The following is a 15,722-nucleotide window of genomic DNA, read 5'->3' on the forward strand; positions in this document are numbered from 1 at the left end:
CTGTTATTTTCTGCACGGGTCGCCTGAATGCCTCAATTGCATGTTGGAGAGCGTAGCTGGTCGGTCGCGTCGGCCAGCAATCTGCTTGATGACCTCAACCATGCCGGTGTCTCGGTGCCTTACAGTTGCCGTGCCGGCAGTTGCCATGCGTGTCTGGTGCGTTGTGTCAAAGGCGAGCCTGAGGACGCGCTTCCCGATGCCTTGCCTGCTGAAAAACGTCAACAGGGCTGGCGTCTTGCTTGCCAGTGCCGCGTGGTGGAGGACCTGTCAGTCGAAGTGTTCGACCCGCAAAGGGACGGTTTGCCTGCCAGAGTCTCAGGCTGCGACTGGCTTTGTCCGGCTGTGCTGCGTTTGCGTCTCGAACCCTTGCGCCCATTGCGTTACAGCGCCGGGCAACATCAGGTGCTGTGGACTGAAAGCGGTGTGGCGCGACCTTATTCGCTGGCCAGTATTCCGGGTGAAGATCCGTTTCTGGAGTTTCACATCGACTGCAGTCAGCCTGGCGCATTCCGCGATGCCGCCCGGCAGTTGCAGGCAGGTGATGAGCTGAGGCTGGGTGAGCTACGCGGCGGGGCACTGCGCTATGACCCTGACTGGCAGGACCAGCCCTTGCTGCTGCTGGCCGCCGGCACCGGCCTCGGACCGTTGTGGGGGGTGCTGCGCGAGGCGCTGCGTCAGGAGCATCAAGGCAGCATCCGCCTGATACACCTGGCTCGCGACAGTCAGGAACATTATCTGGCAAGTGAACTGCAGGCCCTGGCTGAGCGTTATCCACAGTTGCTTGTGCAACTGATTACAGCGCAGACGCTCCAGGCAACTCTGGCCGAGTTGCGACTGTTATCGCGGCATGCAATGGCGTTGGTGTGTGGCAGTGCTGAGAACGTGGAGATGTTCGCCAAACGTCTTTATCTGGCGGGACTGCCGCGTAATCAGTTATTGGCGGATGTGTTTTTAGCGCGGGACTGAAAGAGCGTCCGCATGATAATCATGAAAACTCACGCAGCTGACTCAAAGCAAAAGGCCCCGACTCTTGCGAGACGGGGCTGTGGCTTGCGGCGTTATACCGTCAGACCAACGGGTCGCCAACGTGCAGGATCTTCATGCCGTTGGTGCCACCGATGGTGTGGTAGCTGTCGCCCTTGGTCAGGATGACCCAGTCACCTTGCTCGACCAGACCACGCTTGAGCAGCTCATCGACTGCGGCCTGGCTGACCTGACCTGGCGGCAGGGCTGCCGGGTCGAATGGCACGGTGTAGACACCACGGAACATCGCCGCGCGTGCCTGAGTGCCACGGTGCGGAGAGAACGCGTAGATCGGCACCGAGGAGCGGATGCGCGACATGATCAGCGGGGTGTAGCCGCTTTCGGTCAGTGCAATGATCGCCTTCACGCCAGGGAAGTGGTTGGCGGTGTACATGGCGGCCAGCGCAATGCTTTCGTCACAACGTGTGAACGAGTGACCGATGCGGTGGCTGGAGGTCTTGCCGGTCGGGTGCTTTTCAGCGCCGACGCAGATGCGCGCCATGGCTTGCACCGCTTCGATCGGGTAGGAACCTGCAGCACTTTCGGCCGAGAGCATGACGGCGTCGGTGTAGTCGAGCACAGCGTTGGCCACGTCGGACACTTCGGCGCGGGTCGGCATGGGGCTGGAGATCATCGACTCCATCATCTGCGTCGCAACGATCACTGCCTTGTTATGGCGACGAGCGTGCAGAATGATGCGCTTCTGTACGCCCACCAGCTCGGCATCGCCGATTTCAACGCCCAAGTCGCCACGGGCAACCATGACGGCGTCGCTGGCGCGGATGAGAGCATCAAGCACTTCATCATTGGCGACGGCTTCAGCGCGTTCGATCTTGGCGACCAGCCAGGCTGTGCCACCGGATTCGTCACGCAACTGGCGAGCGTATTCCATGTCGGCAGCATCGCGCGGGAACGAAACGGCCAGGTAGTCCAGGTCCATTTCGGCAGCGAGCTTGATGTCCTGCTTGTCTTTTTCGGTAAGTGCCGGAGCCGTCAGGCCACCGCCGCGACGGTTGATACCTTTATGGTCGGACAGCGGACCGCCGATCAGCACCGTACAGTGCAGCTCGTTTGCGGTCTGGGTGTCGACGCGCATGACCACGCGACCGTCGTCGAGCAACAGCTCGTCGCCTACGCCGCAATCCTTGACCAGATCCGGGTAGTCGATACCCACGATTTGCTGGTTGCCACTGGTCAGCGGATGAGCTGTGGAGAAGGTGAACTTGTCACCCACCTTCAGCTCGATTCGCTTGTCGGTGAACTTCGCGATACGGATTTTGGGACCCTGCAGGTCGCCCAGCAGAGCGACGAAGCGCCCGTGCTTTGTGGCGATTTCGCGGATGAGCCTGGCGCGTGCCTTGTGCTCATCGGGAGTGCCGTGAGAGAAGTTCAGGCGAGCAACGTCCAGACCCGCGAGGATCAGTTGTTCGATGACTTCCGGCGAGTTGCTGGCAGGGCCAAGTGTGGCGACGATTTTGGTGCGGCGAACGGTCATGCACAAACTCCTTAATTGAAGCGCAGCGAGAGGCTACTCCTGTCTGGGTCTTTAGTCATTGTTCCTTTGCACTGAGATATTGCAGTCGAGGAGGGCAATCGGCGGACGACTGGCGCTCGATTCAGTTGAAGAAACAGGCTGTCAGGCCGATACAGGGCAGATAACAGGAGACTCCCATGCGTATTGTAACGATTGTTGTATTACTGGTTGCGCTTGGCGGTTGCACTCGCTGGGCAATGAACTCCAACCTGGACCACGCCTACCGTGCCTATCAGGAGGGCGATTGTGACCGGGTGATGCTCGACCTCTCCAAAGTGGAGCGGCAGAGCCGTTCGCGCCGCTATGTGCAGCCAGAAGTGTCGATGCTGCGTGGCCAGTGCCTGGAGCGGCAAAAATTGTATGTCGACGCAGCACAGACTTACCAGTTTCTGATGACCCAATACCCTGGGAGTGAGTATGCGTATCGTGCGCGAGCCAGACTCGACACGTTGGCGCAGGTAGGCCTTTACCCCAAGGCCCAACCCGCCAGACCTGTACCCGTGCCCGCACCTGCGCGAAACGTCTCAGTATCAAAGTAGTTACATTCATTTGGATGGGAGAGGCCGCTGCCGGGTGGATTTTGAAAATTTCTGAGCTAGTCTGATCTAACGGAGCGGATGAGCTGCAGGGACCTACCTCGAGAGGTCCTGTAGGGGTTGTGCAGATGAAGCCCACAGTCGACACGTATTTGTACACGACTGTAACAATGGCCTCACAAGGCAGCTTGCCATGCATAAAGAACGAAAAATCGAAAGACACCAGCTACAGGATTATCTTCAGGTGTTCAACCGCCACACCGGCAGACCTCTAGGGTGCCTAGGAAATGTGTCAGAAGAAGGGTTGATGCTTATCAGCGAGCTGCCTTTGCTGGTAGGGGCCAGGTTCGATCTGTGCCTGAAGCGGCCAGGCAGTGATACCGGGCAGCCGCTTGAAGTGAGTGCTACCTGCCTGTGGTGTCGCGAAGACGAAACCCCGGGCAGCTTCGATTCCGGTTTTGAACTGCCTGAGGTTTCGACGGAGTATCTGGAGTTCATCGAGCTTCTGCAGCGTTATTTCTGCTTTTATCCTTCTTACGAAGCGTCGGCCTGATTCCGCTGCAGAGCAGGTCGTACTGCGGTATTTCTGTCTTTTACAGCGTTCCTGCTTTTTTCCAGCCCAGATAGCGGCTGACCAGCTGTGGGCCAAGTTCTTTTGGTCGCGCATCCATGATTGCTATGCCCTGCGCGCTCAGGCGGTCGTGCAGGGACGCTCGGGCATTGAGGAAATTCATTGTCCCGCAGTAGTCCAGCGCCTGTTCATAGGTCTGTACCGGTGACTGACGCAGGCTGTCGAGCACTTCTTCTCTCAGACTGGCAATCAGTACCCGATGTTGTCCGCTTAGCTGCCTGACCGCCACCAGCAGCTCCTCGTCGTCTTCATCGCGAAGATTGGTCACCAACACCACCAGCGATCGTCTTTTCTGGCGAATCATTACATGGCGCACGGCGGCGCTGTAATCAGCCGGGCGGCGAGTGGTCTGCAGGTCATAGACAGTGTTGAGCAACAGGTTGAGCTGGCTTGGCCCCTTGACGGGCGACAGGTAGCGGTCCTGCTCGCTGGCAAACGTCGAGATACCTACGGAGTCGCCCTGACGCAACGCGACATAGCTCAGTAGCAGGCAGGCATTGAGCGCATGATCGAAATGCGACAGCTCGCCATCTTGACTGCGCATCCGGCGCCCGCAATCGAGCATGAATACTATTTGCTGGTCTCGCTCGTCCTGGTACTCCCTGGCAATCGGCGTTCGCTGACGTGCAGTGGCTTTCCAGTCGATCTGGCGCAAGCTGTCGCCCTCGCGAAACTCACGCAACTGGTTGAATTCCATACCAGGCCCGCGACGTTGCAATTGACGCACGCCCAACTGACTCAGCCAGCTGTCTACAGCAAGCAACTGCCCGCCGTACAGACGAGCAAAGTCCGGGTAGACACGCGTCGTGCTATGTACAACCAAATAGCGCCGTATCGTCCACAGTCGCAAAGGGCTGGGCAGGCTTATCTCGCATTGCTCGAACGTGAAATGGCCCCGGCTTGAAGGGCGCAGACGGTAGCCGACCCTGCCTTTGCTATCAGCAGGCAGGGTGACGGATTGCGGCAGGTTTTCATGCTCCAGGCCTGGCGGCACGTGGTCGAATATCTTCAGTGTGAGCGCCTTGCTGCCGTCGTGGCTCACGTCGAGCGTGGCTTCGTTCCAGCGATCCAGTGCCAGGCTGCCCGGTAGTTCGCGCTGCACGCAGGGCGACGGATGACGCAGCAGCAAGACTGCATCCAGCAAGGCCAGACCCGCCAGTGCCAGCATTGCGCCCCGGTATAGGCTGTCGATCTGCTGCGGATAGTCGATGCCGAGCGCATGAAGGGTGCCCAACAGCAAAGCAACGCACGCCAGCCCGCCGAGCCAGCAAAGCATCGGAACAGAAGGCTTCAATAACTGCTTCACAGGCGCGGTGCCGGTACCTGCTCGAGGATCTGCCTGAGCACCTGATCCACCGACAGCCCTTCGATGTCCAGTTCAGGGGACAGCCTGACCCGGTGCCGGAGTACCGCAAGTGCGCAGCCTTTTATGTCGTCCGGAGTGACAAATTCGCCACCCCGCAACAGCGCTCTGGCGCGCCCGCCACGCACCAGCGCAATTGAGGCGCGTGGCCCGGCACCCTGACTCAGACCCGGCCAGGTGCGTGTGCTACGGCCCAGGCGCACGGCATAGTCCAGCACTTGCTCATCCAGGGGCAACTCGCTGGCAATGCGTTGAAGTACCTGAACCTCACGCGCCTGCATGATGACCCTGAGTGGTCGCACATCCAGCATGTCGGCACGGGTGGAGCGGGTGACCTGACGCACCATCTCCAGCTCTTCCTGCGCTTCGGGATAGTCCATGCGCAGTTTCAGCATGAATCGGTCAAGTTCGGCTTCCGGCAATGGGTAAGTGCCTTCCTGTTCGATGGGGTTCTGGGTTGCCAGCACCATGAACGGTTGCGCAATGGGCAGGGCTCGACCTTCGAGGGTGACTTGCCGCTCCTGCATGGCTTCAAGCAGCGCCGCCTGAGTCTTGGCCGGCGCCCGGTTGATCTCGTCGGCCAGCAACAGGTTGGTGAACAACGGCCCCTTGCGCAGTTTGAACTGCTCGGTCTGCATGTCATACACGGCGTGACCGGTGACATCGCTGGGCATCAGGTCCGGCGTGAACTGGATGCGGGCAAACTCGCAGCCGATACAACTGGCAAGCGCCCGAACCAGTAATGTCTTGCCCAGCCCCGGTACGCCTTCAAGCAGCACATGCCCGCCGCCGATCAGCGCGGTCAGGACGTCTTCGACAACTGCGGTCTGGCCGATCACGGCCTTTTGCAGTTCGGCGCGCAGTGCCTGGGCGAGCTGACTGGCGCGCTGGCGCTGCTGCAGTTGAGTGCTTGCCGGGCTGCCAGGCTCGCTGGCTGGGTCAATCAAGGGCTGGGCGCTGCCGGGCAGTTCGGGTGTTGGATCGCTCATAGGGCATTCCTGAGAGTTTGCAGGTGGGCCACCTGACGGGTGAATTCGCTGTGTGAGAGGCGCTGCGCCGGGCGCGGGCGCAGGGCATCGCTGATGGCGCTGGTGGGCTGTCGGGTGAGGCGCGACAGCACCTGCCATTGTTCGGCGACGACCAGCCGCTCGAAGCCTGGATGCAGTCGACGTGCGCGGCGCAGAATGTCCTGTTGCAGCCCCTTTATAAGGGGTTGCTGGCCCGTGTGTCTGAGCAGGAAGCCGGCGCTGGCGCGCAAGTGCTCGGTCAATTGGCGGCGCGCCAAGGCCACGGGGCGGCGCAGCGGACCCTCGCGCAGGCCGACATGCCAGAGCCCCAGGCTGATCAGCAATGCGAAGGCCAGCAGTGCCTCGGGAAAGTTGCGCAGCAACAGGGCTGGCAAATTGTCGTGTCGAGTCTTCAGTATCATGGTCACGTCGCTGTTCTGGGTCAGATACCAGAGCAGCCATGCATTGTCGTAGCTGCCGATCGAGTGGGTTTCCCAAAGGCCTGAATCGGTGACAATGGTGATCAGCCCTTTTCCACGTTGTATCTGCAGCATATGGGTGGCCTCGGCGCTGTTGGCCCACGCCTGCGCCTGATCTTCCGGGTCTTCGAGGTGAAACGCAGGCTCGAAGCTCATATAGGCCGGTTCGTTTTCATTTTCCAGATAAAGACGAGTCAACTCGGGCCAGGGCATTTTTTTACGGCTGGGGGCAGGCCTGATCAGAGGAATGGGCAGCATGGGCTGCGGGTCATTCAACTGTCGCTCCTGCTCATTGATGTCTCGGGTCAGATACTGATGGACCTTCAGTCTGTCGAGCAGCAGGTCGCCACTGCGACCTTTCTGTTCGTCCCAGAGCCGTTCGGCCACGAACAGCAGGTGTCCGCCTGCTTCGGCCCAGTTCAGCAGACGCTCAGTTTGCACGGGCGTCATGCCTGCACGGTCATTGAGCAAAAGCAGGGTTTGGGTGCCCTGAGTCGGGTCCGGAAGCTGGTCCAGGGTGTCAGCGGTGTTCACCGTGACGGAGCGCTCGCGCAGGAAATGTTCGGCCGCGAGCCAAGGGTTGGCTATCGCTTGCGGGGAGGGCCCTTTATCAACGGTTTCCTCATAGCGCTCCAAATGACTGCCGAGCAGGTAAAGGCCCGCGCCTGTCAGCAGCAACAGGATCATCAGCCAGCTGAGTATTGCGTAACGGCGGCTCATGTTTTAACCGCTGGATTGAACAGACGACGCCAGCCATCGCAGAGTTCCTGCCTGGCGTTAGCAGGTGGAAGGCGATGACCATAGGCAAGGTTTTGCCAATGCGCTGTCAGTTCTCGGCTGAAGTCACTCAGCAGCGGCTGGTTCAGCAAGGCGATATGTTGCAATATCTGACCTTCGGTGTCGGCGTTCTTCAGCGGCAATCGGTAGTCGCTCAACAAACGACTGAGCAATGCGCGGTATAACAAACCCAGTGCTTCGCGGGGCTGGTTGCTCCAGAGTTGCTCGACCTGACCGGCGACATCCTCAGGAAGACTTTCGGCACTCACTTGCAGCCCGAACAGCTGTTCGGGGGCGGGGCGGGTGGTTTTAGTCCGGGTGGTTTCCAGCCTTGCAAAGGTTTTGAGCCAGTCCCGGTAGCGCCAGATCAGCAGGCCTGCCAGGCCGATGACAATGCCCCAGAGTAGTATCTCGGCCAGACGGGCCAATTCGCTGGCAGCCTGCACAAGCCGATTGAGCCAGTCGAGCAACCAGCCTTCACCATGTCTGTCCTTGACCCCTGCCTGCTTTTTTTCCTTTTCTGGAAAGCGCCAGCCACTCTCGGTGCGGATGTTCTTGAACGGAGGCCGATCCAGAATGCCCTGTATCTCGCTCTTGGCGGTTTCGCTGTTCAGTGGCTGGTGTAAAAGGCGCGGCGTGTCGGGGCCCGCTTCATTTTGGGCGGGCTCTGCCACAGCGGTGTCAGGCAGCGGGCAGCTGTAGTTTTGTGGGTCGGCCAACGCCGGGGCGGGTGCTGTCGAAAGGACCAGCCCGACACCGAACAAAAGTGCATAGGCGCTGCCGATCAGGCGCTGGCGCAGGCGCCTGAAAACCAGTTCGATATCCCAGGCCTCAAGGACGGTTCGGCGATTGAGGTACAGGGTGAAGCCGCATGCAACATAGACTGGCTCCCAGATCACCAGCGCTAAGGCATAGAAAAGATTGGTCAGGTGGTCGATCCATATCCACTGGTTTCCTGCGTCGATCAGGTTTTCCCAGTTCCAGTCTATCTCGACTCTTTGTGGAATGAAGGCATAAAGCAGGATCAGCAAGCTTATCCACAGCGCGTATTCAAGATGCGCGCCGACGATGGTGAGTAACCGCGCAGCGCGAAGGTCTTTCTGGCTGAGCAGGCTAACTCGCATGGCGCGCTCCGTGCCTGCCAAGTGTTCCAGTTGCTGGACCGGCAGTTGAAAGCTGCGGCTCAAGCTGAGTCGGCGCCAAAGCAGGCTGGGCAAAAGCTGGTCTTTCAGTGTGGCTGGCCAGGCCTTGAGGGCTTGTCTCAAAGTTGGCGTCGTACCGAACAGCGACTGCGACAAAATGAGCAGCGGCAAACGTTCGAACGCAGGCTTGAGCCACCAGAAAATAAAAATGACTGCTGAAGGGTAATCCCAGAGCAGCACGCTGAGCAGGCAGAAAAAAGGCAATGTAATGATTGCCCAACTGCCCATCAGCAGGCCGCGATGCCGACCCGCGAGCAGGACGCCCAGATCGATGGCTTCCCAAGGGGAGCGCGGACGTATGGCGACGGTAGATTCAGTCAGGCGCATGAGGGGTACGTCCGGCCAGGGTCAGGTATGCAATGACCAGTAGCCACAGCGCGGCACCTGCCAGGTATTTGACGAGGGGGGCGGGCCATGTCATTGATGACCAGTAGGCCTCGACGAATGCCGCTATCAGCAAAAACAGTACCACCCCGCCTGTCAGTTGCACGCTGCTGCTGGCTGCTGCGCGCAGTGCCGTACCGCGTGTGACATTCCCTGGGGCCAGCAAGGCCCATCCCAGTTTGAGACCGGCGGCGCCGGACAGCGCAATGGCGGTCAGTTCGAAGGCACTATGACCCACGACGAACGACCAGAAGGTCTGGCCGTAACCAATATCAGTCAGATGGCCCGCCACGGCGCCGATCATCACGCCGTTGAAAAGCAGGAAAAACAGGCTGCCCAAGCCGAACAGCAGACCGCTGGCGTAGGTCTGGAAGGCGATTCCGATGTTATTCATGATGTAGTAGCCGAACATCATCCAGTCAGCGTCGGATTCTCGCTCGATGGACTGCCCGATCCGGCTGGCTGACGGGTCGTACATGCTTTGCATTTCAAGGAGCTGTTCCGGGCTGACCACGCTGTAGACCAGTTGCGGGAAACCATACACCAGCAGACCCATGACGATCTGGCTTCCGAAGAACAGCAGGCTGGCAACCAGCACGAAACGCCATTCGGCGCGTACCAGACGCGGAAAGCCTCCCACGATGAAACCCAACAAACGGGCACCCGCAGCGCTGCGGTGACGGTAGAGTTGCTGGTGGCCACGCATGGCCAACTGATGCAGGGGGTCGATCAGATGGCTGCTGTAGCCGCGCTCCTGTGCCAGCGCCAGCTGGTGGCAGATGCGCCGATAATCGCCAGGGAATGATGCGTTGGCATTGGCTTTGCCATGTTCCAGCGCATCAAGGTGCTGTGCAAAGCGTTGCCACTCTTCTTCATGACGTATTTCAAACAGGCTCTGTTTCATTTCGACCCCAGCAGGCTGTGGGCGATGCCGTTTACATGGACGACGGCCTTGTGAGCGGGAATGCGCAGTGGCTCGGCCAGGATCGACGCGAGCTCCTGGGTGCGCGCGCTGGACAGTTCGCCTTGCCGCTCTGCCAGGCTCATGACCGCACGCTGTTCATCCAGGTGCAGCGAGAACGGCACGATAACGGGCTCTGCGTCCGGTAGAGTCGGGCGGATCACAGGACGGTCGCTGTAGATGACCAGGCTGCCGGCGGCCAGATCGCCCAGACGTTTGAACAGCGGATGGTTCAGGCAAGCGATCGCGCCAAACCCGTAGCCGATGGGGAGCATGTCGACGAAGCGCAGCAGATTGCGTATCAGGGAGGAAGACCAGTCTATCGGGGTGCCGTCGTCGTGAACCACTCGTAGCCCCAGTAAGCGCTTACCCGGTGTGCGGCCCTGGCCAAGCACTTCAAACAGCACCATGTACCACCAGTTCACCAGAAAAAACACGATGGCGCCCAAGCCGATGCCGAGCTTGTCGAACAGTTGCAGGAGCATATAGAAGACGGCAATGATGGCTGCGCGAACACAAAGGTCGATGCCAAACGCCAGTGCGCGGATAACAAGGCCGGCAGGGCGGAGAATCATGTCTATGCCTTCCGGGGTCTCGATGTCGATACGGGTATCCAGCGGCATGGGCAGCTTTGCATTCCTTGGCAAAACGGGAAGGGATGACATTGTCGGGAGGTTGCCCCTGAAAACCAGAACTGATGCTAGCTACCGCAGCCAAGCTAAGCAACCGACCATTCAATACGCGGGCTGTAAGAAAACATTTCCCGATGCGCCGGAAACCGCGCTATTAGCCAACGGCGCCCTTGACGCCCTACACTTCGCCGGTCTTTTGCTCAGGATCAGCCCGTGACTTCCAGCATTTTCTGGTACGACTACGAAACCACCGGCATCAACCCGCGCAATGATCGCGCGTTGCAGATGGCTGGCATCCGAACCGATGCCGAGCTCAATGAGATCGCGCCTCCGGTCAATCTGTACTGCCAGCCCGGTGATGACATTCTGCCCCATCCGGCGGCCTGTGTGATTACCGGCATCACGCCTGCCACACTGGCCGAAAAAGGTTTGTGCGAAGCAGACTTCATGACCCGAGTGCATGCCGAACTGTCCGCGCCGGGCACTTGTGGTGCCGGCTACAACACGCTGCGTTTCGACGACGAGGTCACACGGTACAGTTTCTATCGCAACTTCTTCGACCCCTACGCACGCGAATGGCAAGGCGGTAACAGCCGTTGGGACTTGATCGATGTGGTACGCGCAGCGTATGCATTGCGCCCCGATGGCATCGTCTGGCCTGAACAGGACGGGCGGGTCACGCTTAAGCTGGAACGGCTGACGGCTGCCAACGGTATTGATCATGGGCAGGCGCATGATGCGTTATCCGACGTTCGAGCAACTATTGCACTTGCGCGTCTGATTCGGGAAAAGCAGCCGAAGCTTTATGATTATCTGTTTGCACTGCGCACTAAACAGAAGGTTCAGGATCAGGTCCGGCTCCTGCAACCACTGGTGCATATTTCGGGGCGCTTTTCTGCCGCGCGCAATTATCTTGGCGTGGTGCTTCCGCTGGCGTGGCATCCCCATAATCGTAATGCGCTGATTGTCTGTGACCTTCACCTGGATCATTCGCCGTTGTTGCAATACGACGCTGAAACGCTAAAGCAGCACTTATATACCCGGCATGACGCGTTGGAGGAAGGCCAATTGCCAGTGCCGCTTAAGTTGTTGCATATAAATCGTTGTCCGGTGGTTGCGCCATTGGGTGTGTTGCGCAGCGAAGATCAGCAACGTCTGCAACTGGATCTGACGGCTTATCAGGCACGTGCGGCGCAGTTGAATGACAGTCGAGAAGTTTGGCAGGACAAATTGCAGGTCCTTTACGGCAAGGACGACTTTGTCGCAAGTGAAGATCCCGAACAACAGTTATATGACGGTTTTATCGGTGATCGTGACCGGCGATTGTGCGAGCAAGTTCGACAGGCCGAGCCTGAACAACTGGCCCGGGACGGATGGCCCTTCGACGATGCTCGTCTGCCTGAGTTGTTATTCAGGTACCGCGCCCGTAACTTTCCTGACACCTTGAGCACTGAAGAGCAGCAGCGCTGGCTGGCGTTCTGTCAGCAGCGGCTGCGCAGTCCGGAGTCGGGCGCGCCCAACACCCTACAGGATTTTACGAAAGCGCTGATTGACGTGTCGCTTAATGCCACGCCTGCGCAGCTTGAGGTATTACGGCAATGGCAAGACTACGTCCAGCAGCTGAGTAAACGTCTGGGTGTATAAATAGCGCGCAATAAAAAACGCCAGCAAGCTGGCGTTTTTTCAATCGCAGTCAATCATGACCGTATGAAGCTTAGCCCAACAGAGTGGCCCAGCTTTCAACGTCGTCACTGCCCCACTTGGCTTTCCACTCTTTCAGCGTTTTGTGGTTGCCACCTTTGGTTTCGATGACTTCGCCATTGTGCGGGTTCTTGTATTGCTTGACCTTGCGAGCGCGTTTGGTGCCAGCCGGTTTAACAGCACCGCCACGTGGCGCTTTGTTTACCTTGGCGTCCGGATCCAGCAGAGCAATGATGTCGCGCAGCGATTTTTGATATTCGCCCATCAGCGTGCGCAGTTTGCCTTCGAATTCCAGCTCGGTTTGCAGTTTGTCGTCTTGCGACAGGTTCTTCAAACGGGCTTGCAGTTCTTTGATGGCTTCTTCTGTGGCGCGGTACTCGTTGATCAGGGACATGAGGAGACCTTATGTTGTGAAGGGTTGCAGGGAGACAGTGCGACAATAATAGTCACTGTAAATGAGCAAGTAAACATTAAATAAAAGTTTTATTTGAATTATTTAGCAATATACACGCGTCCTACAGACGTCTGAACTAGGAGCGCGCCGGGCGTCCCTCAAAATAACCCGGCTATAAAGCCCTGCTTAATACAGGTCTTGTTTAGCAGTGGTCCTCCAGAAAGCCGATACTGGCAAGGTGCAATCTTCTGCCCGAAAGGCGTCATTTCCGGCAGACGAATCGGGTCAACAGAGATACTGCAGTTTTGCTGCGCAGCCGCTAGAATAGCGGCTTTGCGAAGTTCTGGAGTTTCCCCTAATGCGCACTTTTCGTCTGGTGATTGCTTGCCCGGACCGTGTAGGCATCGTTGCCAAAGTCAGTAACTTTCTGGCGTCCCATAACGGCTGGATCACTGAAGCGAGTCATCACTCGGACAGTCTCAGCGGCTGGTTTTTCATGCGCCACGAAATACGTGCCGATACCCTGCCATTTGATCTGGACGGGTTCCGCGAGGCGTTTAAGCCAATCGCCGAAGAGTTCGCCATGGACTGGCGCATCACCGACTCGGCGCAGAAGAAGCGCGTTGTGCTCATGGCCAGTCGCGAGTCCCACTGTCTGGCAGACCTGCTGCACCGCTGGCACAGTGATGAGCTGGACTGCGACATCGCCTGTGTCATTTCAAACCACCAGGACCTGCGCAGCATGGTCGAGTGGCATGACATTCCTTACTACCATGTTCCGGTAGACCCCAAAGACAAGGAACCGGCGTTTGCCGAAGTGTCGCGTCTGGTCGGGCATCACCAGGCCGATGTTGTCGTGCTGGCGCGTTACATGCAGATCCTTCCGCCGCAGTTGTGCCGTGAATATGCTCATCAGGTGATCAATATCCACCACAGCTTCCTGCCTTCGTTCGTTGGTGCCAAGCCGTACCATCAGGCATCTTTGCGCGGCGTCAAACTGATCGGTGCAACCTGTCACTACGTCACCGAAGAACTCGATGCCGGGCCGATCATCGAACAGGATGTGGTACGTGTCAGCCATCGTGACAGCATCGAAAACATGGTGCGTTTCGGTCGTGATGTGGAAAAAATGGTACTGGCCCGTGGTCTGCGCGCCCATCTCGAAGACCGCGTTCTGGTACACGACAACAAGACAGTCGTCTTCGGCTGATCTATTGTTTCGGGAGCGCGCCTGTCGCGCTTCCGGTGCAATGCATCGGCAGGAGTGCAACGCTCAGAGTGACAGCCGATGAAAGAACCTTTCGATAAAGCCACTTCCACTGCACCCGCCACGCTGGGTGAAGGCTGTCTCAGTCGCTATGACCCCGCTGCCCTGACTCCCGAAAACGGTGCCGATTTTGACGGTGCGGCGGCGCTATGGCGTGAGTTGCAGCAATCAGAAGAGGCGGCAGGAAGCGAGGAGGCTGGCGAAGTGGCTGAAGGAAGTGGAGAGGGAGAGGGCAAGTGATCAGGCCCCTCCGGGCGGCGCCAGGCAGGCACCGTCAGAAGGGCTTTGAGATCAGGACAGGGCTTTGGAAGCCAGCCAGAACAACGCCGCAGACAAGGCGACTGTGGCTGGCAGGGTCAGTACCCAGGCGAGCAGGATGGTGCGAACAGTTCCGCCTTGCAGGCCGCTCTTGTTGGCAACCATGGTGCCAGCCACGCCCGACGAGAGAATGTGGGTAGTGGAGACTGGCAGGCTGAACACGTTGGCCAGGCCAATTGCGCAGGCAGTGGTGATCTGGGCAGACATGCCTTGTGCGTAAGTCATGCCTTGCTTGCCGATCTTCTCGCCGATGGTCAGGACCACGCGCTTCCAGCCGACCATGGTGCCGATGCCCAGCGCCAGTGCAACTGCCAGGATCACCCAGAACGGCGCGTATTCAGTGGTTGCAGTCAGGTCCTTGCGCAGTTTTTCCAGATCGGATTTTTCGCGTGCAGCCAGGTCAGGAAGCTTGCCGACCTTGCGCGCGGTGTCGTCCAGGCACAACAGATAACGACGCACTTCAATGCGGCTTTCAGGCGCCAGCGAGTGGTAGTCCGACACACCCCTGAGGCGGTCGAGCAGCGCGTCGATAGTCGGTTCGGTCTGTTTTGGGTTGCAGGCCGAGCTGGATGGCAGGTCGCCTTTTTCAGCCTTGCCCATCGCCAGGTATTCACCCAGGGTGCTGCTGTTGCGTTGATAGAACTGGCTCAGATGCTGTGTGGCATCGCGGGTACGTTCGATCTGATAGGTCGTGCTGGTGAGGTCCAGAACAAACTGGCTTGGCACAATGCCGATGAGCACCAGCATGATCAGGCCGATGCCTTTCTGGCCGTCGTTTGAGCCGTGAACGAAGCTGACCGCCATGGCAGATATCACCAGCACCAGACGATTCCAGAAGGGCGGGTGTTTCTTGTCATCGAGCTTGCGGCGCTGATCAGGCGTCTTGTGCATTTTCGACAATGGGCGCCACCATTTCAGCCCGAGCAACACCAGGCCGGCGACAATGAAGCCAGCCAGCGGCGAGAACACCAGCGAAGCGCCGATATCGATCGCTTTCTGCCAGTTGACGCCATCAGCCAGCGGGATGTCATTGATCAGGGCATTGGCCAGACCCACGCCGAGTATCGAACCGATCAGCGTGTGCGAGCTGGAGGCCGGAATGCCGAAATACCAGGTACCGAGGTTCCAGGTGATGGCCGCTGCCAACAGCGAGAACACCATGGCCAGGCCATGTCCGGTGTTGACGTTGATCAGCAGTTCGACAGGCAGCAGGTGGACAATGGCATAGGCAACGCCGACACCGCCCAGCAACACGCCGAGGAAGTTGAATACACCAGAGAAGAACACCGCCAGATGAGGCGGCATGGCTTTGGTGTAAATGACTGTCGCCACCGCATTGGCGGTGTCATGAAAGCCGTTGATGAACTCGAAGGTGAGGACGAAAGCCAGGGCGAGCAAAAGGCTCACAAGCACCCAGGCATCAAGCCCGCTGAATAAATCGATCATGTAGGTTTTCTGACCGGGTCTGAAGGGGGCGAGATTATGACAGAAAAAATACAGCACGACTTGTCAT

At 58.6% G+C, this 15,722-nt stretch carries 15 protein-coding genes; 6 read left to right on the plus strand and 9 right to left on the minus strand.

Going from position 1 to position 15,722, the window contains the following annotated elements:
* Positions 1-27 precede the first annotated feature (27 nt).
* The gene (locus tag ALO43_RS00785; protein WP_005889110.1) at positions 28-966 is read left to right on the plus strand and encodes an iron-sulfur-binding ferredoxin reductase; all 939 of its coding nucleotides are present in this window, start codon (positions 28-30) and stop codon (positions 964-966) included.
* A 100-nt stretch (positions 967-1,066) separates the two neighbouring features.
* On the opposite strand, the gene pyk is transcribed toward ALO43_RS00785, so the two are convergent.
* Positions 1,067-2,518, minus strand: coding sequence for a pyruvate kinase (pyk, locus tag ALO43_RS00790; protein ID WP_005889111.1), 1,452 nt, complete (start codon positions 2,516-2,518; stop codon positions 1,067-1,069).
* Positions 2,519-2,694: 176 nt separating this feature from the next.
* Here pyk and ALO43_RS00795 point away from each other — a divergent pair, with 176 nt between their 5' ends.
* Complete coding sequence (locus tag ALO43_RS00795) at positions 2,695-3,096, plus strand: tetratricopeptide repeat protein (RefSeq protein ID WP_005889112.1); 402 nt, start codon at positions 2,695-2,697, stop codon at positions 3,094-3,096.
* A 190-nt stretch (positions 3,097-3,286) separates the two neighbouring features.
* Positions 3,287-3,646: a PilZ domain-containing protein gene (locus tag ALO43_RS00800; protein WP_005889114.1), complete on the plus strand. Its 360-nt coding sequence runs from the start codon at positions 3,287-3,289 to the stop codon at positions 3,644-3,646.
* Positions 3,647-3,686: 40 nt separating this feature from the next.
* Here the strand turns inward: ALO43_RS00800 and ALO43_RS00805 are convergent, their stop codons facing one another.
* The 6 genes from ALO43_RS00805 to ALO43_RS00830 are packed head-to-tail and all read right to left on the minus strand — an operon-like array spanning position 3,687 to position 10,520.
* Positions 3,687-5,030 (minus strand): DUF58 domain-containing protein, encoded by a 1,344-nt coding sequence (locus tag ALO43_RS00805; protein WP_024671724.1) that lies wholly within the window; start codon positions 5,028-5,030, stop codon positions 3,687-3,689.
* A complete protein-coding gene (locus tag ALO43_RS00810; protein WP_005889118.1) occupies positions 5,027-6,076 on the minus strand; it encodes an AAA family ATPase in 1,050 nt (349 codons plus the stop codon). The genes ALO43_RS00805 and ALO43_RS00810 overlap by 4 nt, the downstream gene beginning before the upstream one ends.
* Positions 6,073-7,293, minus strand: coding sequence for a DUF4350 domain-containing protein (locus tag ALO43_RS00815; RefSeq protein WP_005889120.1), 1,221 nt, complete (start codon positions 7,291-7,293; stop codon positions 6,073-6,075). The genes ALO43_RS00810 and ALO43_RS00815 overlap by 4 nt, the downstream gene beginning before the upstream one ends.
* Entirely contained in the window at positions 7,290-8,879 is a 1,590-nt protein-coding gene (locus ALO43_RS00820; RefSeq protein WP_005889122.1) for a DUF4129 domain-containing protein, read from the minus strand. The genes ALO43_RS00815 and ALO43_RS00820 overlap by 4 nt, the downstream gene beginning before the upstream one ends.
* On the minus strand, positions 8,866-9,840 hold the full coding sequence (locus ALO43_RS00825) for a stage II sporulation protein M (protein WP_005889125.1): 975 nt from the start codon (positions 9,838-9,840) through the stop codon (positions 8,866-8,868). Before ALO43_RS00825 ends, ALO43_RS00820 begins: the two co-directional genes overlap by 14 nt.
* Positions 9,837-10,520, minus strand: coding sequence for an RDD family protein (locus tag ALO43_RS00830; RefSeq protein WP_005889127.1), 684 nt, complete (start codon positions 10,518-10,520; stop codon positions 9,837-9,839). Before ALO43_RS00830 ends, ALO43_RS00825 begins: the two co-directional genes overlap by 4 nt.
* Before the next feature lie 222 nt (positions 10,521-10,742).
* On the opposite strand from ALO43_RS00830, the gene sbcB reads away from it, so the two are divergent.
* On the plus strand, positions 10,743-12,173 hold the full coding sequence (gene sbcB / locus ALO43_RS00840) for an exodeoxyribonuclease I (RefSeq protein WP_005889131.1): 1,431 nt from the start codon (positions 10,743-10,745) through the stop codon (positions 12,171-12,173).
* A 70-nt stretch (positions 12,174-12,243) separates the two neighbouring features.
* Here the strand turns inward: sbcB and mvaT are convergent, their stop codons facing one another.
* Complete coding sequence (gene mvaT, locus ALO43_RS00845; RefSeq protein WP_002554971.1) at positions 12,244-12,624, minus strand: histone-like nucleoid-structuring protein MvaT; 381 nt, start codon at positions 12,622-12,624, stop codon at positions 12,244-12,246.
* 358 nt (positions 12,625-12,982) lie between these two features.
* Here mvaT and purU point away from each other — a divergent pair, with 358 nt between their 5' ends.
* Positions 12,983-13,834 carry a formyltetrahydrofolate deformylase gene (purU, locus tag ALO43_RS00850; RefSeq protein ID WP_024671719.1) on the plus strand — a complete coding sequence of 284 codons (852 nt, stop codon included), beginning with the start codon at positions 12,983-12,985 and terminating at the stop codon, positions 13,832-13,834.
* A gap of 78 nt (positions 13,835-13,912) precedes the next feature.
* Positions 13,913-14,131 carry a hypothetical protein gene (locus ALO43_RS00855; RefSeq protein ID WP_053931484.1) on the plus strand — a complete coding sequence of 73 codons (219 nt, stop codon included), beginning with the start codon at positions 13,913-13,915 and terminating at the stop codon, positions 14,129-14,131.
* A gap of 51 nt (positions 14,132-14,182) precedes the next feature.
* Here ALO43_RS00855 and ALO43_RS00860 read toward each other — a convergent pair whose 3' ends face one another.
* A complete protein-coding gene (locus ALO43_RS00860; RefSeq protein ID WP_024671717.1) occupies positions 14,183-15,655 on the minus strand; it encodes an inorganic phosphate transporter in 1,473 nt (490 codons plus the stop codon).
* Positions 15,656-15,722 lie beyond the last annotated feature (67 nt).

The sequence above is a fragment of the Pseudomonas tremae genome, from assembly GCF_001401155.1.
Classification (GTDB): Bacteria; Pseudomonadota; Gammaproteobacteria; order Pseudomonadales; family Pseudomonadaceae; genus Aquipseudomonas; species Aquipseudomonas tremae.

Excerpts from the sequence above, each read along its gene's own strand:
- ALO43_RS00785 (WP_005889110.1), top strand. The coding sequence starts at position 28 with ATGCCTCAATTGCATGTTGGAGAGCGTAGCTGGTCGGTCGCGTCGGCC.
- pyk (WP_005889111.1), bottom strand. The coding sequence starts at position 2,518 with ATGACCGTTCGCCGCACCAAAATCGTCGCCACACTTGGCCCTGCCAGC.
- ALO43_RS00795 (WP_005889112.1), top strand. The coding sequence starts at position 2,695 with ATGCGTATTGTAACGATTGTTGTATTACTGGTTGCGCTTGGCGGTTGC.
- ALO43_RS00800 (WP_005889114.1), top strand. The coding sequence starts at position 3,287 with ATGCATAAAGAACGAAAAATCGAAAGACACCAGCTACAGGATTATCTT.
- ALO43_RS00810 (WP_005889118.1), bottom strand. The coding sequence starts at position 6,076 with ATGAGCGATCCAACACCCGAACTGCCCGGCAGCGCCCAGCCCTTGATT.
- ALO43_RS00815 (WP_005889120.1), bottom strand. The coding sequence starts at position 7,293 with ATGAGCCGCCGTTACGCAATACTCAGCTGGCTGATGATCCTGTTGCTG.
- ALO43_RS00820 (WP_005889122.1), bottom strand. The coding sequence starts at position 8,879 with ATGCGCCTGACTGAATCTACCGTCGCCATACGTCCGCGCTCCCCTTGG.
- ALO43_RS00825 (WP_005889125.1), bottom strand. The coding sequence starts at position 9,840 with ATGAAACAGAGCCTGTTTGAAATACGTCATGAAGAAGAGTGGCAACGC.
- ALO43_RS00830 (WP_005889127.1), bottom strand. The coding sequence starts at position 10,520 with ATGCCGCTGGATACCCGTATCGACATCGAGACCCCGGAAGGCATAGAC.
- mvaT (WP_002554971.1), bottom strand. The coding sequence starts at position 12,624 with ATGTCCCTGATCAACGAGTACCGCGCCACAGAAGAAGCCATCAAAGAA.
- purU (WP_024671719.1), top strand. The coding sequence starts at position 12,983 with ATGCGCACTTTTCGTCTGGTGATTGCTTGCCCGGACCGTGTAGGCATC.
- ALO43_RS00855 (WP_053931484.1), top strand. The coding sequence starts at position 13,913 with ATGAAAGAACCTTTCGATAAAGCCACTTCCACTGCACCCGCCACGCTG.
- ALO43_RS00860 (WP_024671717.1), bottom strand. The coding sequence starts at position 15,655 with ATGATCGATTTATTCAGCGGGCTTGATGCCTGGGTGCTTGTGAGCCTT.